Consider the following 20,000-nt stretch of genomic DNA (forward strand, 5'->3'; position numbering starts at 1 on the left):
GCCGATGCAGTGGCCGCTCACGATGCCCTCTCTCACTCATGCCCGTGACGCCTCGTGGTATCACTGGCGGTCTTCGCCCTCGGCCGGCATGCGCATGGCTGGCATTTTCGCGGCAATGAGGCACGATATGCGCATACAGGGTTCGCCTGCGCGGAGCGCAGGGTGAACCGAGGCCGGAGGCCCGTTCTGTGTCGGGTGCCGGTTCGTCGCTCCGTGGCCAGCTCGTCTACGCCGCGGTCAGAGGGAGGGGGTCATGCATAGCAAGGACGACGGTGATCGAGTCGATGGCATGCTGTGTCGAATGACGCATCAGGCGCTGCTGCTGCTGGATGAGGCGGGATGCGTCCTGCAGGGCAGCCAGGCGGCCTGGGCGCTGATCGGCGTGACCGAGGCCAATGCCCGGGGCCGACGTCTCGCGGAAGTCCTGCCACGCCGCGATGTCGAGTCGGCGGACGACGATGACGAGTGCCTCGACGCGGCCAGGCGGCGGGTCGGGGAGGTGAGCGACCGTCGGCTGCGGTGCCACCGCGATGACCGCCGCTTCTGGTTGGACATGCGCGTCGAGTACCTGCCGCCGGGAGGCGGGAGCCCCGGGGGCTTCGCGATCACCCTGGCGGACGTGACCGATCGCCTCGAGGCCGAGGAGCAGCTGCAGGACAGCCTGCGCATGCTGCACGATGCCGAGCAGACGGCGGGCCTCGGGCATTGGCGAATGGACCTGTCCTCCGAGACGATCACCTGGTCCCCGGGGGTCTACCATATCCACGGTTTCGATCCGCAGCAGGCGGTGGAGCTCCAGGACGCCATCGGTTCCTACATTGCCGAGGACAGGCCCCATATCGAGCAGCTGATCGCGGACGCCATCGCGAGACAGCAGGGCTTCGCCTTTCGCGCCTCGCTGCGTCGTCCCGATGGCACGCTGCGCATGGTGGACGTCAAGGGCAGTGTCGAGACCGACGATCAGGGGCATGCCGTGGCGCTCTTCGGGGTCATCCACGATCGTACCGCCGAGAACCTGGCCACCCGCCAGCTGATCGCCGCGCGTGATGAGGCGGTCAGGGCCGCCGAGGCCAACATGATGCTGTTGGCCACCATGAGTCACGAGATCCGCACCCCGCTCAGCGGGATCATCGGCATGATCGACGCCCAGCTGGCGGGCGATCGTGACGAGGACCGGGAGCAGTCGCTGCGGGCCATGCAGGCGGCCTCGCGCAGCCTGATGGTCTCGCTGAACGACGTGCTGGACCACGCCAAGATGGAGAGTGGTCATTTCGAGCTCGACAACACGGCCTTCGACATGGCCGAGGTGCTGCACGCCACGGCCGACCTGTTCCAGGCCAGTGCCCAGGACAAGCGGCTGGTGCTGCAGCGCGAGGTCCACGGCCCCATCGGCGTCATCGGCGACCCCGCCAGGCTGCAGCAGATCGTGTCGAACTTCCTCAGCAATGCCATCAAGTTCACGACGCGCGGCTCGGTGCGACTGTCGGTCAGGGAGGAGGGCGATGATCGGCTGCTGATCGAGGTCATCGACACCGGGATCGGCGTCGCTCCCTCGGTGCAGGAGGCGCTGTTCACCCCCTTTCATCAGGCCGACCGCTCCATCGCCGGGCGTTTCGGTGGCACGGGGCTGGGGCTCTCCATCTGCCGCCTGCTGGCGGAAGCCATGGGCGGCACCGTGGGCGTCGAGAGTCAGGTCGGGGTCGGCAGCCGCTTCTGGCTGCGCGTCACGCTGCCCCGGGCCAGGATCTCCCAGGAGGCGCAGCCGGACTTCTCGCGTGCCGAGGTGCTGCCGCGCGTGGCGGGGCGGCCCCCTCACGTGCTGGTGGTGGACGATGCCGAGACCAACCGGTTGATCGCCGAGGGTTGCCTGAGGGCTATCGGCGCGACCTGCGAGGAGGCCTGCAGCGGCCTCGAGGCGCTCGAGAAGCTGTGTGCGTCGTCGTTCGATGCGGTGCTGCTGGATAACTCCATGCCGCTCGTCGACGGTGCGACCTGCCTTCGCCTGATACGCCAGCTGCCGACGCCCCTCGCGCATCTTCCGGTGCTCGGGTATACCGCGGGCCGGGAAGCGGACAACGCCACGGGGCTCGATGCGTCGGTCCTCGACGGGACCCTGGGCAAGCCGCTCGACCGCGACCGCCTGCTGGATCTGCTGGCCCCGCTGCTGGAGCGCTGGGCCCGGGATCGCTGTTCGGCCGAGGCGCCGCTCTCCCCCGAGGCAGCCGCGGCCGCCGAGCGCTGCCTGGACGCGCTGATCCCCGCGCTGGGAGAGAAGGAGACGGCACCGGCGCATCGGGCCCTGGCGGCACTCCGGGGGCTGGGGCAGTCGTCGCACGGCGGGGCGCTGCAGCAGCTGGCCGCCTTCGTCGAGGAGTGCCTGGCGGAGCTGGACGCCGCCCTGGCCCAGGCGCTGCTGATGGCCGTCAGGCAGCGGCTGGTCCGCCTTCAGGGGCGGGAGGACGGAGCCCGCGGAGGGGGCGTCGCATGAGCGGTTCGCCGGCCGATGCCGAGACGATTCGGCGCCTCGAGCGCCGCCTGCGCCGTTCCGAGGCCGCGCGGGAAGAGGCCGAGGAGATCCTCGAGCGCCGCAGCCGCGAACTGCTCCGGGTCAATGACCAGCTCATGGCCCGGGAGAGCGAGCTGCGGCAACGCCTCGACAGGGAGAGCCAGTATCTGCTGCGCGCCCAGCGCACGGCACGCATCGCCAGCTTCCATCGCGATCGCGGTCAGCGACTCTCGACCTCGCCGGAATTTCACCGGCTGCTGGGCCTGGATCCCGGGATCCGGCCCGACGAGCAGGCGCTGCTCCGCCATATCCATCCCCTGGATCGTGAGCGCGTGCGGCGCCAGGAGGCCGAGTTCTATGCCTCCGCCGCGCCCGGGGTCGATCACGGCTATGAATTTCGCATCCTGCGTCACGGCGAGACGCGCTGGATGCGCTGGAACATCTGCCGAGAGGATGACGCCGACGGGCGCTTCAAGTCGCTCTTCGGCACCGTGCAGGACATCACCGAGCAGCGGGCGTCGGATCGCCGGGCCCGGGCGCTGGCGCTGATCGCCGATCGCCGGGTCCGCCAGCTGGTGCGCCTCAGCAAGGAGCTGCAGGCGAGTCGTCAGGCGGTGGAGGAGGCGTTCTACGCCAAGGCCGATTTCCTGGCCGCCATGAGCCACGACATCCGCACGCCGCTCAACGGGCTGCTGGGCATGATCGATCTGCTGTCGCTGGGCGAGCTGAACCCGGCCCAGGCCGAGCGACTCGGCGTGGCCCGTGAGGCGGCCCACCAGCTGCAGCGCCATATCGAAGAGATCGTCGACATGGCCCACGCCGATGACGGGGCGCCGGGGATCTCGCTGCAGGAGGTCGAACTGCGGCGCTACTTCGACGGCCTGCTGCAGTTCTGGCGCTACGGGCACGAGCGCATCGGCCGGCGCCTGTCGCTGGAGCTGGCAGCCTCGGCGCCGGAGCGCCTGGTCACCGACCCCACCCGCCTGCGTCAGCTGATGGATGCCTTCATCGAGCGGCTCGGGGAGGGGAGCGCGCCGATTCGCCTGATCGTCGCGACGGAGGATGCGTCCCTGCGCATCGACATCGTCAGCGCCATGGACGGGCGCGTGCTGCAGGAGCGCCGGGATCGTCGCCGCGCGCTGCTCGAGCGCTGGGCGGCGTCGATCGAGGCCGTCGTCGCGCCCTGCATGGCGGCGGGCGTGACCGGGTTCACGCTGCGTCTCCCGCTGCGCCACGAGGTGCCGAACGCCCCCCGCGAGGCGGTGCCGGGCGATGCGCCCGTGCCGGCCACGCCGCTGCCGGATCGGGTTTTCGGCGAGCAGGCGCGCCCGCGGCTGCTGGTGGTCGACGACATCGAGACGAACCGGGTCGTGCTGTGCCAGATGCTCGAGGTGATGGGGTGCGACAGCGACATCGCCTGCGATGGGCGAGAGGCGGTCGACAAGGCGCTGAGCGAGCACTTCGATGGCGTGCTGATGGATATCCTGATGCCGCGGATGTCGGGGCTCGAGGCGGTCGCGGAGCTGCGTCGCCACCCGTCGCTGGCCGCCTTGCCCATCGTTGCGATCACCGCGCACACCAACCGGGAGGAGCTCGGCGAGCTGACCCGCCAGGGCTTCTCGGCCGCGATGGCCAAGCCGGTGGATCGTCAGCGCCTGGCGGCCATTCTGCTGGAGCAGCTGAGCGGCGAGCCCGGCCCTGCCGCGGATCGCCCCCCGGCCCCCTCCGACGCCCTCGAGGCGGCTTCATCGCGCCCTGCCGTGGCGGAGACGCCGGCCTCGGCTCCTGCCGTGGACGAGGCGCACTTCCAGGCGATCTTCACCTCGCTTCCCCCGGCACGCCGCAAGATGCTGCTCCAGGCGGTCGTCGACGATATCGAACGCCTGGTGGCGGAGGTGGTCGCCGCCCATCGGCTCGGCGAGCGCGAGCCGCTGCAGCGGGCGGCTCATAGCCTCAAGGGCGTCGCCGGGAATGTCGGTGCCTTCCCCCTGATGGCCACGGTCAATGCCCTTCGCCATGCCGAACCCGAGCGGGCAGGTGCCCTGCTGGCGGTGCTGGAACAACAGAGCGCGGACGCGATCGTGCGCGCCCGCGAGCTGTTCGAGTCCCTGCCGACCTGAGGCTCAGTAGGCCCCGCGGCTGGTCAGCACCGCCGGTACCGTGCGCAGCATCAGCGCCAGGTCGTGGAAGACGGATTTCCGGCCCAGGTACTCGATGTCCATGGTCACCTGGCGCTCGAAGGGGATGTCGGCGCGCCCCGAGACCTGCCAGGTGCAGGTGATGCCGGGCTTGCCCGCCAGGCGCTGCCAGCTGCTGCCAGCGTAGGTCACCACCTCGTCGGGCAGGGCCGGGCGGGGGCCGACGATCGACATGTCGCCGCGCAGCACGTTGATCAGCTGCGGCAGTTCGTCCAGCGAGGTCTTGCGCAGCCAGGCCCCGATGCGCGTGATGCGCGGGTCCCGCTTCATCTTGAAGCACACGCCGTCGCGCTCGCTCTTGGCCAGCAGCTCGGCGCGGCGCGCCTCGGCGTCCTGCACCATGGAGCGGAACTTGAGCATCGTGAACGGCTTGCCCTGGGCGCCGATGCGCCGCTGGGCGAACAGCGCCGGGCCCCCGTCCTCGCCGCGAATGGCCAGCACGATCAGCGCCAGCAGGGGCGAGAGCAGCAGCAGGGCGGTGCCGGAGATGGCGATGTCCAGCGCTCGCTTGGCGGCGGCATGGGCGACGTGGGTGGGCCGGCGCGCGGCGAGGCCCTGGCCGATGGCGTGGGTCATGAAGGTGACATTGCCCAGCAGGTAGCGCCTGGCGAGGCGACGCGGCTCCTGGGCCAGCCGCCAGAGCCACTCGCCGCCCAGGCGGCGCAGCAGGGCGGGGGCGCGCGACACGTTGCCCGCGTAGTAGTCGAACAGGCCGCCGACCCCCAGGGCCACGGGGGCATTGAGGACCGCGCGATGCTCGGCGATCCACGCTTCCTGGAGCGGCACGCCGAAGCCGACGAACAGCAGCGCCGGCCGGGCCGCGTTGATCCCCTCGATGATTCGCGGGGTATCGTCGGCCGCGAAGTAGCCGTGCTGGGTACCGGCCACGATCAGCCCGGGGAAGCGCCGCTGCATCTCCTCGGCGGCGCGCCGGGCGGTGCCGGGACGGCCGCCCAGCAGGTAGATGGAGAGCCCCTGCCTGGCGGCCCGCTCGCAGAGCATCGGGAAGAGGTCGGTGCCGTTGAGGTTGTCGCCGAGGGAGACGCCCGCCAGGCGAGAGGCCAGGCGCATGCCCGACCCGTCGGGCAGCAGCAGATCCGACTGGCGCAGGTGACCGCGATACCGGGCATCGGTGCGGGCCACGTTGACGCAGTGGGCATTGACGAAGTTGACGACGGCGCGTGCCGGCTGCGTGGCCAGCGCCATGATGCGCGACACGGCCTGGGCCCGGGAGGCGTTCACCAGCGGCAGCCCGAAGAGGCGAGTGGTGGGGAGCGCCTCCCGCCCGGGAGCGACGAAGTCATGGAGCCCGCGGCGAGAGGAAGTGGCGTCGAGGTGGCGAAGGGTATCGGTGAAGACGGTCATGGCAGGCTCCAGCGCGTCGTAGGGTGGACTGCCCATCCCGTATCAAGAACCGTGCCAGTTTTTTTATTTCTTTAATAACAGTGACTTGCGTCTTTGTCCTCGCGGCGTGTCGCGGAAGATTTGCAATCTGCAATGAGGAATGCGATGTCGCGTTGCGTTACGCGATGCAACCGGGGCCGCCATGATGCAGATCGCTCAGGGTGAGTGTTCAAGTTATTGATAAAATTAGAAATGGTGAGGTTGGCCCGGAAATTGAATAACCGTTTCGGTCCCTGATCCCCCGGAGAGCACCATGAACCCTGCCCACCTGATCGCCCGCTGCCGTACCGCCGATATCGGCCAGCTGCTGAGTGGACTCGCCGCCTTCGGCGGGGCCGAGGTGGCGACGCGGCTCATCCGGATCGCCAGCGTGGTCGTCATCGCCCGGCAGGTCTCGCCGACCATCATGGGCGTTGCCGCCCTGGCGCTGAGCCTGTTCGAGGTGGTGCGGGTGCTGGCCAACGCCGGCATCGGCCAGCGCATCATCGCCGAGTCTCCGGAGCAGCTGGCGGCCACCTGCAACACCGCCCATCGCCTCTTCTGGGTCTGGTGCCTGGGCGTGAGCCTGATCCAGCTCACGCTGGCGGCCGTGCTACACGCCTTCGGCATGGGGGAGATCGCGGCGATGCTGGCGGTGCTCTCCGGGGTCTACCTGTTCATGCCCGCGGGACTGGTCCAGGTCTTTCTGCTGATGCGTGACGGCCGCTTCGGCATCATCGCGCGGATCACCGCCGCTCAGGCCATCGCCGATCAGCTGCTGACGCTCGCCTTCGTGCTGCTGTGGCCCAGCGCCTGGGCCATCGTCCTGCCCAAGCTCGTCACCGCCCCGCTGTGGCTGCTGCTGGTACGCCGGGCCAAGGCCTGGCGGCCGCAGGCGGCGGCCGGGCTGACGCCCTGGCGGTCGTTTCTCGGCTTCGCCGCCGGCGTGCTGGTCTCCGAGCTGGTCAACGTCGGACGCACCCAGCTCGACAAGCTGCTGGTCGGGGCGCTGTTCGGCGTGCAGGCGCTGGGCATCTACTACTTCGCCTTCAACGCCGGCCTCGGCATCACCACGTCCTTCATCACGGCCCTGGGGCAGGTGCTGTTCCCCTACATCAGCGCGGCCCAGGCCGCCTCGAGCCGCGCCCGTCGCTGCCGGCAGGGGCTGTGGCTGGGGCTGGGGCTCTTCCTTCCCGTGCTGGCGCTCCAGGTCGGCCTGGCCCCCTGGTACGTGCCTCTGGTGTTCGGCGAGCAGTGGCGGGAAGCCGCGCCCCTGGTCTCGGTCCTGGCACTGGGCGCGGTGCCGATGATCTTCGCCGCCGTGGCCAGCGCCTGGCTGCGTGCCCAGCGCCGCCCCGGCGTCGAGGCGCTGCTCAACAGCGTCGCCGCGGCCGCGGCGCTGGGCGGGTTGACCCTGTTCGCGGGACTCGGCCTCATGGCATCGGCATGGGCCTACGTGATCGGCCTGGCCCTGGCGCTGATTCCCGCGTCGATCCATCTTCTGTCGGGGCGTGAAGGCATCGCGACCCTGGCCGTTTTCCAGAGGGCCTCCGCATGACGTCGCCAAGATTCTCCGTGGTCATCCCCGTCTACAACGGGGGCGAGGCGATCGATGCGACCCTGGGCAGCGTGCTGGACCAGCGCGAGACGGACTTCGAGGTCTGGCTGGTCAACGACGGCTCGACGGACGACACCCTCGAACGGCTCACTCGCTGGCAGCGGCGCGACGCGCGCATCCATGTCATCGATCAGGCCAACGGCGGCGTGGCCCGCGCCCGCAATGCCGGTGCCGCGCATGCCCGCGGCGAGCTGATCGCCTTTCTCGATGCGGATGACCTGTGGGCGCCTGACAAGCTCGAGGCGCACGCGGCCTTTCACGAGCGGCATCGAGGCGTCGAGATCAGCTATGCCCGGATCGCCTTCCTGCATCCGGACGACCCCGGGCTGGAGGCCGCCCGGACCCACTCGACGGTGCCGACGGGGGCGCTCGCCCTCGAGCAGGCGCTGGGGGAGAACCCGGTCTGCACCACCTCCAACCTGGTGGTCACCCGCGCGTGCTGGCAGGCCAGTGGCGGCTTTCGCGAGGGCATGCAGCACGCCGAGGATCAGGAGTGGCTCGCGCGGGTGATCGCCGGCGGGGCAAGGGCCGTCGGGCTGCAGCGCGTGCTGGTGGGGTACCGGCTCTCCACGGGAGGACTGTCGGCCGATCTGCCCGCCATGTACGCCGGCTGGCGGCGGCTGAGCGAGGAGTATGCCGAGGGCTTCGACGTGGCGGCGGCGCGGGCGCTCTACTGTCGCTACCTGGCGCGCCGTGCGCTGCGCGCCGGCGGCTCCTCCACCCAGGCCTGGGGCTTCGCGCTCGAGGGCCTCAAGAGCTCGCCCGGCGCCTTCCTGAAGGACAGGCGGCGGGGAGCGCTGACCGTGATCGGCGCGCTGGTCAGCCCGCTGCTGCCCAGGGCGGCGCGCATGCGCCTGTTCGCCTAGGGCGCCACCCCGGGGCCGGGAAGGTGGGCGATCGTTGCACTTTGCAAAGGCGCCCGTCGCCGAATTGCAGCCTGCATCGCATTGTGGTGACAGGTCGCACGTCGGCGGACGTGGCTATTCGTTATCCTGCTGTTTCTTAAAGAAAAAATAAGTTGGCACGGTTCTTGGAATGTAGATGGCGAACCGCAGCGCTTTCCCCTTTCCAGGAGCCTTCCCATGAGCCACCCCATCTTCTCCGTCGTGATGCCGGTCTACCAGGTCGAAGCCTTCGTCGGTGAGGCGATCGCCTCCGTGCTGGAACAGACCTTTCGTGATTTCGAGCTCATCATCGTCGACGACGGTGGGAGCGATCACAGCATGGAGATCTGCCGCGGCTTCAGCGATGAGCGGATCCGTATCGTCACCCAGCACAACCGTGGCCTGGCCGGCGCGCGCAACACCGGCATCGCCGCCGCCCGCGGCGACTACATCGCGCTGCTGGACTCCGACGATCGCTGGCACCCCACCAAGCTCGCCCTGCACTTCATCCACCTGCGGGCCAGCGGCGAGGTCGACGTCAGCTATGCCGGCTCGCGGCTGATCGATGCGGCGGGGCGCCCCCTGGGGATCGAGCAGCGGCCGCGCCTGACCGGCATCAAGCCTCACCACGTGCTGATGAGAAATCCCGTGGGCAACGGCTCGGCGGCGGTGATCCGCCGCTCGGCGCTGGATCGTGTCGCCTTCCCTCACCCCCGCGAGCCGGAGCGTACCTGCTGGTTCGACGAGAGCTTCCGCCAGTCCGAGGACATCGAGCTGTGGCTGCGGATGAGCGCCGGCGCGGGCTGCGTCTTCGAGGGCATCGAGGGGAGCCTGACCGACTACCGCATCCTCGGCGGTGGCCTGTCGGCCAACATGGTGCGCCAGTTCGAGAGCTGGGAGCGGGCCATCGACAAGGCGCGCGACTACGCGCCGGCCCTGCTGGCGCGCTACGGCCGCCGCGCCAGGGCCTATCAGCTGCGCTACCTGGCCCGCCGCGCGGTGCAGCTGGGCGACGGCGGCTTCGCGGTGTCGTTGATCGGCCAGGCCTTCGCCGCCAGCCCCTCGATCCTGCTTCGCGAGCCGCTCAAGACGCTGGAAACCACCCTCGGGTCGCTGGCGGCACGCTGGCTGCCGCGCCGGGCCTTCCGGGCGCTGGCGGCGCGCCGTCTCGGTGCCGGAGCCGCGGCATGACGCCGATCAGGGTGGTGCACCTGCTGGACGACGTTGCCCCCGGTGGCGTCACCCAGGCCCTGGCGATCTACGACCATCCGGGGCTCGCCGACCTGGTGACCTCGCGGGTGGTCCAGGTGGTGCCAGACCGGCCCCGGGTGCCGCGGCTGGAGGCCGATGTCATCCTGACCCACTTCCCGCCGCGCTGGCGCGCCCTGCCGTTCCTCGCCGCCCTGCGCGCCCGCTACCCGCGTGCGCGCCTGATCCACGTCGAGCACAGCTACACCGGGGCCTGGGAGGCGCACTGCGTGCCTCACCGGCGGCGCTTTCGCACCATGCTGCGTCTCGCCTACCGGCTCTTCGACGACTTGGTGGCGGTCTCCCACGGCCAGCGGGCGTGGCTGGAGCAGGCGGTGGGGATCCCCGGACGCCGCCTCCGCGTGATCTCCCCCTGGAGCGACGTGCCCGACCTGGCGGCGATCACGCCGCCGGACGAGGCGCGCCGGCGGCCGCTGGTGGTCGGCGCCTACGGGCGCTTCGCCGAGCAGAAGGGCTTCGATCGGCTGATCGAGGCCTTCCGGGGGCTCGACCCTGAGCGCTACACGCTGCTGCTGGGTGGTTTCGGCCCTCAGGAGGCGGCCCTCAAGGCCGCCGCGGCGGGCCTGCCCCATGTGCGCTTCGTCGGCCCGGTGTCGGATCGCGCGGCCTTCCTCGCCCGGTGCGACGTCATCGCGGTCCCGTCCCGCTGGGAGGCCTTCGGGCTGGTGGCCACGGAGGCACGCCAGGCGGCGCGGGCCCTGCTGGTGGCCGATGTCGATGGCCTTCCCGAGCAGCTCGGCGAGGCGGGGCTGCGAGTCGACTTCGCCTCCCCGAGCGGACTCCAGGATAGCCTGGCCGCGCTTAGCGAGCGCTCCCTGGCGGAGCTGGGCAGGAGGGCCCGCGCCTCGGTGGCCGGCCTGACCGAGGCGCGCCTCGACGCCTGGCGCCGCCTGCTGAGCGCGGATGCCTGACGCGTCATCCTCAGGACGCCGGCGTTGAGGCATCTCGAGCGGCGACGGCGAGTCGGCGCTTCCGGGAGGCGGTCCTCGCGGCCACGCCGACCAGCAGCAGCGCCGGCCAGTAGAGGTAGCTCAGGATCTCGAGGTTCTCGCCGAAGCTGTAGAGCGTCAGCAGCAGCAGCATCGACAGGGCGACGCGTCCGACGGGGTGCGTGAGCGAGAGCCGCGCCGCCATCCACAGGCTCGCCAGCAGCGGAAGGAGCAGGGCGAACAGGCCGGTGATGCCCTTCACGAACAGCAGGCCGAACCAGCTGTGGTGGCTGCCGATGGGCATGTACTCCACCAGGTGGGGGCCGTTCTCCACCACGCCGTGGCCGAACCAGGGCGCCTCGTTGCGCCAGCGCTCCACCGCGATCCTCCCCAGCGCCGCGCGCACCCGGCTCGAGTCGGCCCGCGCACCAACGAAGCGTGCGATCGCCTGGTCCAGCAGCATCTGCAGCTGCGGTGCGAAGAGCCCCAGCCCCAGTATCGCGGGCGCGGCGGTGAACCAGGTCCAGGGCCGGCGCAGCTGGCTGATGCCGAAGGCCAGCGGCCAGACGATGGCGAGCGCGACCAGCGCCAGGCGCGACTGGCACAGCAGGGCCATCATCAGGCCCGCCCCCACGCCGATGATCTTCCAGCCCAGGTGTTTCTCCTCCAGCGCGCACAGGATGTGCACCACGGCGACCATGCCGGCCGCCGGCGCCCAGGGGGCGAAGAACTGCCAGCGCGGCACCCCCGTGCCGGGCTCCAGGGTGTAGAGGATCACGGCGAAGTACTCGGGCCCCGAGCCGCCCACGATCTTCAGCGGCGAGACGTAGAGCAGGCCCGGCAGGCCGATGAACGGCGCCACCAGAAACAGCGGCAGCAGAATCAGGGTCTGCAGCCCCAGCCGGCAGACCGCGCGGTAGATCACCTCGGGGCGGATGGCGAGCACCGCGCCGGCGAAGGGGAACAGGGCGATCAGCGCCCACCCCTTGGCCCAGCCGATGGAGGACTTGATGGTCTTGCCCAGCCCCAGCCCGTTGAGCACATGGCCCACGATAAGGATCAGCAGCATGGCCAGCATGCCGACCAGCCACAGCAGGATGGTCGGATGCAGCGGCGGCGGCCGCTGGTGCTGGGGCAGCGCGGGGCCGAGGTAGAGGGTGACGGCGGCCATCAGGCCCAGGATCCAGGCCAGTGCCGGTCCGGCGATGTACAGGCCACCGAACGCCCAGAGCAGCCAGGTGCTCTGGATCGCCACCGAGATCAGCTTTTCGGCAGCATTAGCTGGATAAGGGGTTGGCGCAGCCATAGCAGCAGGAAGCCCATGGTGACGAGGATCGAAGCCACCACCGCTCCGGCGACGGCCAGCAGGGTGGAGGGCGAGGAGGGGCCCCGCGGGAGCGAGGGGAACTCGAAGGTCTGCACCAGGGGGTAGGAGGCGAAGGGGTCGGCCTTGTTGGTGTCCAGGCGCGCCAGGGCGGAGGAGAACACCGCCTCGGCGACGCGCTGTTCGCGCAGCAGGTCGGTCAGCTCGGCGGCCTTCTCCACCAGCGCGTTCGCCTCATCGCTCTGCTGGGCGATCTGCTCCCGGACCTCCGCCAGCGCCGCCTGGGCGCCGGCGCCGCTGCCCGCCGTGCGCATCAGCTCGTCGAGCAGTCGCTCGCGGCCATCGCTGACGGAGAGGTCGGCGAAGCCGAGCAGGGTCTCGGGAGACAGCGGGGTCAGGGCGGTGCCACGCTGCACCAGCGACTGGCGCAGGGTACGGCGCTGGGCGCTTAGCTCGGTCAGCGTCAGGTGCTGCTCGCCCAGGGTGGCGCGCGCCTGGGTCCAGTCGGCCAGCACGCCGGCATAGCGGGTCAGCAGCGACTGGAACAGCGGGTCGGCGCGCAGCAGCTGGGCGCTGCGCGCCTCGTCCAGGGAGATATCGAGCATCTCGCCGAGCCGGCGGGCCTGGGCCTCACTGCGCCGCACCGCCTGGCGGAACTCGCGTTCGCTGCCCTGCAGGCCGTCGACCACGTTGAGGCGCTGGTGGAACTGGTCCAGGGTCGCGAGCCCCGTCGTGCCCTGGAACTCGAGGACCCGGCGCTGCGCCTGCTGGAGCTTCTGCTCCAGCTCGTCGAGCCGCGCGAGGTCGGCGGCCTCGCGCTTCGCGGCCTCGTCCTGACGCAGGCGCTCGAGGCCCGACAGGAAGGCGAGCCGGAGGGCCTCCAGGCGCTCCTGCGCCTGCTCGGGGCTGGCCCCGCGCATCGACACCATGATCAGGTTGGTCTGATCGACCAGCTTGACGGTCGGCTCCGGCAGGATCTCGGCGTCCTCCTCCAGCCTGGTCGCCCCCTGACGCAGGATCAGGTCCGCGCCGAGCAGGCGCTTGTAGTTCTGCGTCGGACTGAGCGAGGGACTCGAGAAGGCCGAGGTCGTCTGCGACGTGGCCTGGCCGATGGACTCGAGGTTGATGGAGCCGCCCGTGCCGGAGCCGGGCAGGATCAGCGTCATCGAGCTCTTGTAGCTGACGGGCGCCAGGATGAGGTAGAGCGCCACCAGCCCCCAGATCACGATCAGGCAGGGCAGCAGGGAGAAGGCATAGCGCCGGTAGCGGCCGGCGGAGGGCAGGCCGTCCCGCACCAGGTACCAGAACCGCTGCAGCCGGCGAGGCTGTGTCGAGGTGTCTTCGCTCATTGTGCCAGATCGTCGATCAGGATGGCGGTCGCCGCGGAGCCGAGCGCCTCGCCGAACAGGGTGATGGCGTCGCGCGCGTTCATGGCCCGGCTGTCGTAGCAGGCGATGGCGTCATTGGGCATCAGGTAGGGATTGATGCGGTCCCGCTGGGCATGTTCCAGCATCGCCTCGATATCGCGCTGGATCACGACGCTGTGGCCGTTCAGCGGATTGGCGGAGATCAGCACGGCCTGGCGATGCGCGTTCATGGCCGACCCGCCGATGCAGTTGGCGGAAGCCAGGCCCTGCAGCAGCCGCGTGCCGTAGGGCAGGCTGCTGGCCTCCTTGCCGATGGCCGAGCTGGCATTGCTGGCGGCGGGCCGAGACAGGTTCGACAGGTAGACGCGGATGCCGGGGGGCGTCAGCGGGCTCGGGCGCACCAGTCGCTCATCGAAGCACGCCGTGCTCGGCACGATGACGCGGTCGCCCGGGGAGAGGCGAACGTCGCCCAGACGCGTGCCGTCGAGCAGCCCGCTGAGGTCCAGTTCGGTCCAGCGCTGGCCACGTACCACCCGGATGCGCGTCAGGTCGGCATCGGGCCGCGCGCCCCCGGCGGCGCGAATGGCGGCCGCGACGCTGCGTTCGCTGTTGGCATCGCCGCTGGCCGGTCCCTCGCGCTGGCCCACCAGCGTCTCCCTCGCGCGCTCGCCGATGCGCACCGTGCCGGCCTGGAAGACGGCGCCGCTGACCGGCACCGAGAGGCCGGCGCTTTCCATCAGCGATACGTCGACGACCCTCGGCAAGGGGCGAACCAGGCCGGCCTCCACCAGCCGCTCTGCCAGCGTCGTCTCGACCTGGCGAAGGGTCTTGCCCCGGGTGTCCAGCGGCGCGAGGCCGGGCAGCTCGAGGCGATCGTAATCATCGATCACGTAGGCGCGGGAGAGGCGGCCGTCATCGCCGACCACCTGAATGCGCAGCCTGTCCCCCGGGCCCAGCGTGTCCCCCTCCCGGCGAAGGTCCATGGCCGGGACGTAGTCGAGCGCCGGGTCCACCTGCGCGGGTCGCCCGGGCACGCACTGCTCTCGAGTCGTCTCGAGCTCCGCCTGCTGGGGCATCCACCGCGCCTCCGCCCGGTTGTCGGGGGTCGGCGCCGAGGCGCAGCCGGTGAGGACCAGGCCGAGGATGATCGTGCCGAGGATCGCCCGAGCCCGGCAGACGCTATCGTCCATGCGCTTTCTCCCTCCATTAGAAGACTACTGTAGTAGATTGAATACAAGATTCGGGCCAAGAGGGAAGAAGTATCTCCTTCTGCGAAGTGATCGCTCCGCGTGGCGTCCCGGAGCGTGGCGGCAGACGGGGGGTGAGACCGGGAAGGCGACGGGGCGCCTGACCCGGGGCGGGCGATGGCGCCGGTTCATCGCATTCTGCAACGCCAATCGTTGCAGAATGCCTCTTTTTCGTTGCACTTTGCGAGTGTCGGAGGAAGGCATCCCGGCGTACCGGGGCTCGCGACCTGGCATCTTTCTTGCTTGACCAGTGACATGCATCACGTCACCGGAAACATGCGGGCGTCGTCGTGTGCCGCGGGCGGCACGACAGGCGGTCCGCCAGTGCCCGGTCGATACACCTGTTGAGGGAGCGACTGCCATGAAAGGGATGATCTTTGTCGAGCTGATGAACTTTATGGACGAGAGCTTCGGGGCGGACTTCACCGAGCGCGTCATCGAACAGGCCGACTTGCCCAATGAAGCCGCCTTTACCACGGTGGGCAACTACCCGAGCGAACATGCGGGGGCCCTGGTGGAGGCGGCCTCCCTCCTCGCCGATGCCGACGCCGCCGGGCTCTGTGAGGCCTTCGGGCGCTACCTGTTCCAGCGTTTCGAGGTGCGCTTCCCCCACCTGCTGCATCGTTACGCCTCGGCTCGCGAGTTGCTCGATCACGTTCAGAGTCATATCCACGAGGAGGTCAAGGTCATCTATCCAGGCGCCACGCCGCCGTCGGTGACGACCCACGAGTGCGAGGGGGGATTCATCGTCGCTTACCGCTCCCATCGCGCCTTCGCGCACATCGCCTTCGGTCTGGTTCAGCAGTGCATCGTTTTCTATAGTGAGCACAGTCGCGTGGAGTGGTGTCCCGACAGCGTGTCGGATCAGGCGCGCTTCATCATTCGTCCAGGGACAGACAGCGATGCGATATGAGTGAAAGTACCTATGTGCTGATCATCGAGGACACCGTGTCGCTGGCGCTGACGTTCGCGGGTCAGCTCGAGGCCGCGGGCTGTACCGTGGAAATGGCCGACTCCGGGGCCGAGGCACGCCAGCAGCTGACGCGATCCCCACGGCCCTTCGACGTCATCCTGCTGGACCTCAACCTGCCCGATGGCGACGGCCTGGAGCTGCTGGAATCGACGCCGCAGATGGCGCGAGACACCAGCGTCGTGGTGATTACCGCCGATGGCTCCATCAGTCGCGCGATCCAGGCCATGCGCTCCGGCGCCTATGACTTCCTGGTCAAGCCGGTGGCGCCGGAGCGCCTGACCACCACGGTGGTTCGTGCCGGTCAGCATCGGATGCTCGAGCGCGAAGTGCAGGTGGCGCGCCGGATCAAGAAGCGCGATCGCTTCCAGGGGTTCGTCGGCGGCTCCGATGCCATGCAGGTGGTGTATCGCGCCATCGAGAACGTCGCGAACTCCCGGGCCACCGTGTTCGTGACCGGGGAAAGCGGGACCGGCAAGGAGGTGACGGCGGAGGCGATCCATGCCATCAGCCAGCGCAGCAAGGGCCGTTTCGTGGCCATCAACTGTGGCGCCATTCCCGAAAACCTGCTCGAGTCGGAGCTCTTCGGCCACGTCAAGGGCGCCTTCACCGGCGCGCTGGACAACCGCGTCGGGGCCGCCAAGGAGGCCGACGGCGGCACCCTGTTTCTCGACGAAATCTGCGAAATGGAGCTCAAGCTCCAGGTCAAGCTGCTGCGCTTCCTGCAGACGGGCATGATCCAGCGCGTGGGGAGCTGCCGTCCCGAGGCGGTCAACGTGCGTGTCGTCTGCGCGACCAACCGCGATCCCGCCGCCGAGGTGCAGGCCGGCCGCTTCCGGGAAGACCTGTTCTACCGCCTCTCCGTGCTGCCCATCGAGCTGCCGCCCCTGCGTGAGCGCGGCGATGACGTGGTGCTGCTGGCACAGGCCTTCCTCGATCGTTTCGCCGCCGAGGAGGGCAAGGCGTTCGATCCCCTGGATGCCGCCGCCGTCGATCAGCTCCGGCGCTATGCGTGGCCCGGCAACGTGCGGGAATTGCAGAACACGATGCGCCGCGCGGTGGTCATGAATCCCGGGCCGGCGCTCTCGCTGGCGCCGCTGCTGCCCCGGGAGGCGAGCCCGGTGCCCCAGGCGACGCCCGCGAGCCCGGGAGGCCTCGGCGCCGTGCCCTCGGCCGCGCCTCCCCTCGACGGGCCATCCGTGGACCCGGAGGCCGCCTTCGATGGCATGACGCTTGCCCAGATCGAGCGGCGGGTGATCGAGCGGGCCATCTCGTTGAATCACGGCAGCGTCCCGGGCGCCGCCCGCGCGCTGGCCGTCAGCCCCTCGACGCTCTATCGGAAGCTCGAGCGCTGGTCGAGCGAGGCCACCGTCGATGGCTGAGTCGCGAGGGCCGAGGAGCTTCACCGCTGACCAGGGAGAGCGACATGATCACTGAGCCCGGTGGCAAGGCCAGGGTACTGGTGGTGGGCGGAGCCGGCTACATCGGCTCCCACATGGTCAAGCGGCTGACGCGTTCGGGCTACGCCGTCACGGTGCTCGACAATCTCTCTCGAGGCCATCGCGATGCCGTGAGGGGCGCCGAGCTGATCGTCGGAGACCTGGGGGACCGTGCGCTCCTCGACCAACTGCTCTCGTCGACCGCCTTCGATGCGGTGATGCATTTCGCCGCCCTGATCGAGGTGGGCGAGTCGGTGCGCGACCCCTCGGCCTTCTATCACAACAACGTGGTGCAGACCCTGGCGTTGATGGATGCCATGGTAAGACACGGGATCCCGCGTTTCGTCTTCTCGTCGACCGCCGCGGTCTACGGCATGCCCGGCGAGGGGGACCTGGACGAGACCCTGCCCTGCGATCCCATCAATCCCTATGGCAATACCAAGTACCTGGTCGAGCGGGCGCTGGAGGACTATCGGCGTGCCTACGGGATGCAGGCCGTCTGCCTGCGCTACTTCAATGCCGCCGGCGCCGACCCCGACGGGGTGCTCGGAGAGCGGCACGAGCCCGAGAGCCACCTGATTCCGCTGGTGCTGCAGGCGGCGTCGGGGCGCCGCGAGCGGATCGATGTGTTCGGTGACGACTACCCGACGGCCGACGGCACCTGCGTGCGGGACTTCGTCCACGTCGAGGACCTGTGTCGCGCCCATGAGCTGGCCCTGGAGCGCCTGCTGGCGGGGGGCGAGAGTGAGACCTTCAACCTCGGCTGCGGTGTCGGCTACAGCGTGCTCGAGCTGATCCGGACCGCCAGGGAGGTCACCGGTTGCGAGATCGAGGTCGCGATCTGCCCCAGGCGGCCGGGCGATCCCGATCGCCTGGTGGCCAGCATCGCCAAGGCCGAGCGGGCTCTCGGCTGGACGCCGACCCATGACTTGCGCGATATCGTGACCCATGCGTGGCGGTTCGAGAACCGCCATTTTCTGGGACGCTAGCCGCATCCCTCGCGTCGGCCACGCTTCCTCATGGCGGGCATCCAGGCGTGGGGCCTTCCGTCTGCCTCACGTGCCTCTCCTCTCCTAGAGCACCCATCCGGGCAGCACCACCACGGCGCCGAAGGCCGCTACGCCGGCCGCGACCGGCCAGCCGAGAGTGCGCGTGCGCCACCACACGGCCAGCGTCGCGAGCACGCCGATCCCGGTCGCGAGCCAGGAGATGGCGTCCGGCGCCTTCGGCACCAGCGAGGTGCCGAGCACGGCGGCGATCATCAGCGGCCCCAGGATGCCGAGCCACTGGGGCAGGGCGTCGACGCCGTCATCCTGCTCGAGCCGCCTCAGGCGACGCCGCATCCACAGCATCGGCAGCAGGCGCAGCAGCAGGGTACCGACGGCCGAGGCGAGCACGGCGATCCACATGGCGCTACTCATGACGGCCTCCTGTGGCCGCGGGGCGGCACTTCACGGCCTGGAAGCACAGCGCCCCGCAGGCGGCGGCGAGAGGAATCGCCAGGTTGGTGAAGCCCGCCACGGTCAGCGCGAGGGCGCTCAGGATGGTCAGGACCAGGGCCAGGCTCCAGCGACGGGAGGTAAAGCGGGGCACCACCAGCACGAGGAAGAGGGCCGGCAGGGCGAAGGGCATGATCTCGCCGACCAGCGGCCAGCGCGCGATCAGCTCCTCGCCGGCCAGCGCGCCCAGGGCGGTGCCGGCGATCCAGCTCGCCCAGGCGAACAGGGAGGCGCCGGTGAACCAGCCGAGCCGCTGCGCGTCCGGCAGCTGCGGCAGGCGGGTGTGCGCCAGGGCGAAGACCTGGTCGGTGAGGGCATGCATCAGCCAGGGCCAGGCGCGGCTCGCCGTCAGCCAGGGCGCCAGGTTGGGGGCATAGACCACGTGGCGCACGTTGATCAGCAGCGTCATGACCACCACCAGCCACAGCGGCGAGCCGGCGGCGGCCATGCCGACGAACAGGAACTGCGAGGCGCCCGCGTAGACCAGGGCCGAGATCAGTACCGCCTCCTGGGCGCTGAAGCCGGCCTGGATGGCGACCAGCCCGAACGAGATGGCCACCGGCACGTAGCCGCCGAGCAGGGGGATCGCCTCGCGCACGCCGGTGAGCCAGGGGCGCGGGGACGAGGAGACGGCCTGGTGGCTCATCGCGGTACCTCCCCGTGGTAGACCACGCTGACCAGCAGGGTGGCCCCGTCGTCGCCGGCGCGGTAGCAGTGCGTCCGGTCGGCGGGGAAGGTCAGGGTGTCGCCGGCGGTGAGCCGACGGGTCTCGCCCTCGGGCCCGGCCTCGAGGTGGCCGCTGATCAGGGTCAAAGACTCCCGGGTGCCGGGGGTATGCGGCTCGGCGACGCGGGTGGTGAAGGGCGCGCAGCGCATCCAGTAGGCATCGACCTGGGGGGTGTCCTTGCCCTGATCGATCAGGCGCACCTCCACGCCATCCTCGCCGAGGGGGACGGCGATGGGCGCGACCAGGGTGCCGAAGGGCACCTTCAGCTGCACCGCCAGGCGCCAGATGGTGTCCAGGGTGGGGTTGCCGTTGCCCTGCTCGAGGCGCGACAGGTTCGACTTGGCGATGCCGGCGGCCGCGGCCAGCTGCGACAGCGACCAGCCCTGGGACTTGCGCAGGGACTGCAGGTGTTTCCCCAGCGTGCTGAGGGAGAGGGTATCCATGACAGGCGCTCTCGCTGTTCCATTGAGAGAACGTTCTATATAGAGAACGATTGCCTGTCAACTCGCTGTCGGGGCATCGGCCCCGGCAGACTGCGGCCTGGCATGACGGGGGGCAAGCCGTGCTTCCCCCGCCAACCGGCCGGCGGCGGCGTGCTACCGCGCCCCGGGCGCGGCTGGTAGGCTTGAGGCTTCCCGTC

General features: G+C 70.0%; 16 protein-coding genes. 9 read left to right on the forward strand and 7 right to left on the reverse strand.

Going from position 1 to position 20,000, the window contains the following annotated elements; all coding sequences use genetic code 11:
- The first annotated feature begins 253 nt into the window (after positions 1 to 253).
- Both FIU83_RS03525 and FIU83_RS03530 read left to right on the forward strand, forming a co-directional pair.
- Positions 254 to 2,488, forward strand: a complete 2,235-nt coding sequence (locus FIU83_RS03525) for a hybrid sensor histidine kinase/response regulator (protein ID WP_152482787.1) — start codon at positions 254 to 256, stop codon at positions 2,486 to 2,488.
- Positions 2,485 to 4,626, forward strand: coding sequence for a response regulator (locus FIU83_RS03530; protein ID WP_152482788.1), 2,142 nt, complete (start codon positions 2,485 to 2,487; stop codon positions 4,624 to 4,626). The genes FIU83_RS03525 and FIU83_RS03530 overlap by 4 nt, the downstream gene beginning before the upstream one ends.
- A gap of 3 nt (positions 4,627 to 4,629) precedes the next feature.
- On the opposite strand, the gene FIU83_RS03535 is transcribed toward FIU83_RS03530, so the two are convergent.
- Entirely contained in the window at positions 4,630 to 6,069 is a 1,440-nt protein-coding gene (locus FIU83_RS03535; protein WP_152482789.1) for a WecB/TagA/CpsF family glycosyltransferase, read from the reverse strand.
- 292 nt (positions 6,070 to 6,361) lie between these two features.
- Here FIU83_RS03535 and FIU83_RS03540 point away from each other — a divergent pair, with 292 nt between their 5' ends.
- The 4 genes from FIU83_RS03540 to FIU83_RS03555 all read left to right on the forward strand — a co-directional run bounded on the left by FIU83_RS03540 (position 6,362) and on the right by FIU83_RS03555 (position 10,769).
- Positions 6,362 to 7,645 (forward strand): oligosaccharide flippase family protein, encoded by a 1,284-nt coding sequence (locus FIU83_RS03540; protein WP_152482790.1) that lies wholly within the window; start codon positions 6,362 to 6,364, stop codon positions 7,643 to 7,645.
- Positions 7,642 to 8,571 carry a glycosyltransferase family A protein gene (locus FIU83_RS03545; RefSeq protein ID WP_152482791.1) on the forward strand — a complete coding sequence of 310 codons (930 nt, stop codon included), beginning with the start codon at positions 7,642 to 7,644 and terminating at the stop codon, positions 8,569 to 8,571. The genes FIU83_RS03540 and FIU83_RS03545 overlap by 4 nt, the downstream gene beginning before the upstream one ends.
- Before the next feature lie 216 nt (positions 8,572 to 8,787).
- The gene (locus FIU83_RS03550; protein WP_152482792.1) at positions 8,788 to 9,780 is read left to right on the forward strand and encodes a glycosyltransferase; all 993 of its coding nucleotides are present in this window, start codon (positions 8,788 to 8,790) and stop codon (positions 9,778 to 9,780) included.
- A complete protein-coding gene (locus FIU83_RS03555; RefSeq protein WP_152482793.1) occupies positions 9,777 to 10,769 on the forward strand; it encodes a glycosyltransferase family 4 protein in 993 nt (330 codons plus the stop codon). The genes FIU83_RS03550 and FIU83_RS03555 overlap by 4 nt, the downstream gene beginning before the upstream one ends.
- Positions 10,770 to 10,779: 10 nt before the next feature.
- Here the strand turns inward: FIU83_RS03555 and FIU83_RS03560 are convergent, their stop codons facing one another.
- From FIU83_RS03560 to FIU83_RS03570, 3 genes are read right to left on the reverse strand one after another with little or no spacing between them, the layout of a single operon-like run.
- Positions 10,780 to 12,042 carry an O-antigen ligase domain-containing protein gene (locus FIU83_RS03560; protein WP_216645050.1) on the reverse strand — a complete coding sequence of 421 codons (1,263 nt, stop codon included), beginning with the start codon at positions 12,040 to 12,042 and terminating at the stop codon, positions 10,780 to 10,782.
- Between the two features lie 5 nt (positions 12,043 to 12,047).
- The gene (locus FIU83_RS03565) at positions 12,048 to 13,460 is read right to left on the reverse strand and encodes a hypothetical protein (protein WP_152482795.1); all 1,413 of its coding nucleotides are present in this window, start codon (positions 13,458 to 13,460) and stop codon (positions 12,048 to 12,050) included.
- The gene (locus tag FIU83_RS03570) at positions 13,457 to 14,668 is read right to left on the reverse strand and encodes a polysaccharide biosynthesis/export family protein (protein ID WP_152482796.1); all 1,212 of its coding nucleotides are present in this window, start codon (positions 14,666 to 14,668) and stop codon (positions 13,457 to 13,459) included. Before FIU83_RS03570 ends, FIU83_RS03565 begins: the two co-directional genes overlap by 4 nt.
- 418 nt (positions 14,669 to 15,086) lie before the next feature.
- Between FIU83_RS03570 and FIU83_RS03575 the strand changes: the two genes are divergently transcribed.
- From FIU83_RS03575 to galE, 3 genes are read left to right on the forward strand one after another with little or no spacing between them, the layout of a single operon-like run.
- Entirely contained in the window at positions 15,087 to 15,638 is a 552-nt protein-coding gene (locus FIU83_RS03575; protein WP_152482797.1) for a heme NO-binding domain-containing protein, read from the forward strand.
- Positions 15,635 to 17,077, forward strand: coding sequence for a sigma-54 dependent transcriptional regulator (locus FIU83_RS03580; RefSeq protein WP_172976005.1), 1,443 nt, complete (start codon positions 15,635 to 15,637; stop codon positions 17,075 to 17,077). Before FIU83_RS03575 ends, FIU83_RS03580 begins: the two co-directional genes overlap by 4 nt.
- 44 nt (positions 17,078 to 17,121) lie before the next feature.
- A complete protein-coding gene (galE, locus tag FIU83_RS03585; protein WP_152482798.1) occupies positions 17,122 to 18,123 on the forward strand; it encodes a UDP-glucose 4-epimerase GalE in 1,002 nt (333 codons plus the stop codon).
- Between the two features lie 84 nt (positions 18,124 to 18,207).
- On the opposite strand, the gene FIU83_RS03590 is transcribed toward galE, so the two are convergent.
- Genes FIU83_RS03590 through FIU83_RS03600 form a run of 3 tightly spaced genes read right to left on the reverse strand, consistent with a single transcriptional unit; the run spans position 18,208 to position 19,803 of the window.
- On the reverse strand, positions 18,208 to 18,555 hold the full coding sequence (locus FIU83_RS03590; protein ID WP_152482799.1) for an AzlD domain-containing protein: 348 nt from the start codon (positions 18,553 to 18,555) through the stop codon (positions 18,208 to 18,210).
- Positions 18,548 to 19,279, reverse strand: coding sequence for an AzlC family ABC transporter permease (locus FIU83_RS03595; RefSeq protein ID WP_152482800.1), 732 nt, complete (start codon positions 19,277 to 19,279; stop codon positions 18,548 to 18,550). The genes FIU83_RS03590 and FIU83_RS03595 overlap by 8 nt, the downstream gene beginning before the upstream one ends.
- Positions 19,276 to 19,803: a helix-turn-helix domain-containing protein gene (locus tag FIU83_RS03600; RefSeq protein WP_152482801.1), complete on the reverse strand. Its 528-nt coding sequence runs from the start codon at positions 19,801 to 19,803 to the stop codon at positions 19,276 to 19,278. Before FIU83_RS03600 ends, FIU83_RS03595 begins: the two co-directional genes overlap by 4 nt.
- Positions 19,804 to 20,000 lie beyond the last annotated feature (197 nt).

The sequence above is a fragment of the Halomonas sp. THAF5a genome, assembly GCF_009363755.1.
Classification (GTDB): domain Bacteria; phylum Pseudomonadota; class Gammaproteobacteria; order Pseudomonadales; family Halomonadaceae; genus Halomonas.

What these genes read in the sequence shown, in the direction of transcription:
- FIU83_RS03545 (WP_152482791.1), top strand. Translation starts at nt 7,642, where the DNA reads ATGACGTCGCCAAGATTCTCCGTGGTCATCCCCGTCTACAACGGGGGC.
- FIU83_RS03580 (WP_172976005.1), top strand. Translation starts at nt 15,635, where the DNA reads ATGAGTGAAAGTACCTATGTGCTGATCATCGAGGACACCGTGTCGCTG.
- FIU83_RS03565 (WP_152482795.1), bottom strand. Translation starts at nt 13,460, where the DNA reads ATGAGCGAAGACACCTCGACACAGCCTCGCCGGCTGCAGCGGTTCTGG.
- FIU83_RS03535 (WP_152482789.1), bottom strand. Translation starts at nt 6,069, where the DNA reads ATGACCGTCTTCACCGATACCCTTCGCCACCTCGACGCCACTTCCTCT.
- galE (WP_152482798.1), top strand. Translation starts at nt 17,122, where the DNA reads ATGATCACTGAGCCCGGTGGCAAGGCCAGGGTACTGGTGGTGGGCGGA.
- FIU83_RS03530 (WP_152482788.1), top strand. Translation starts at nt 2,485, where the DNA reads ATGAGCGGTTCGCCGGCCGATGCCGAGACGATTCGGCGCCTCGAGCGC.
- FIU83_RS03595 (WP_152482800.1), bottom strand. Translation starts at nt 19,279, where the DNA reads ATGAGCCACCAGGCCGTCTCCTCGTCCCCGCGCCCCTGGCTCACCGGC.
- FIU83_RS03570 (WP_152482796.1), bottom strand. Translation starts at nt 14,668, where the DNA reads ATGGACGATAGCGTCTGCCGGGCTCGGGCGATCCTCGGCACGATCATC.
- FIU83_RS03575 (WP_152482797.1), top strand. Translation starts at nt 15,087, where the DNA reads ATGAAAGGGATGATCTTTGTCGAGCTGATGAACTTTATGGACGAGAGC.
- FIU83_RS03525 (WP_152482787.1), top strand. Translation starts at nt 254, where the DNA reads ATGCATAGCAAGGACGACGGTGATCGAGTCGATGGCATGCTGTGTCGA.
- FIU83_RS03600 (WP_152482801.1), bottom strand. Translation starts at nt 19,803, where the DNA reads ATGGATACCCTCTCCCTCAGCACGCTGGGGAAACACCTGCAGTCCCTG.
- FIU83_RS03550 (WP_152482792.1), top strand. Translation starts at nt 8,788, where the DNA reads ATGAGCCACCCCATCTTCTCCGTCGTGATGCCGGTCTACCAGGTCGAA.
- FIU83_RS03555 (WP_152482793.1), top strand. Translation starts at nt 9,777, where the DNA reads ATGACGCCGATCAGGGTGGTGCACCTGCTGGACGACGTTGCCCCCGGT.
- FIU83_RS03540 (WP_152482790.1), top strand. Translation starts at nt 6,362, where the DNA reads ATGAACCCTGCCCACCTGATCGCCCGCTGCCGTACCGCCGATATCGGC.
- FIU83_RS03590 (WP_152482799.1), bottom strand. Translation starts at nt 18,555, where the DNA reads ATGAGTAGCGCCATGTGGATCGCCGTGCTCGCCTCGGCCGTCGGTACC.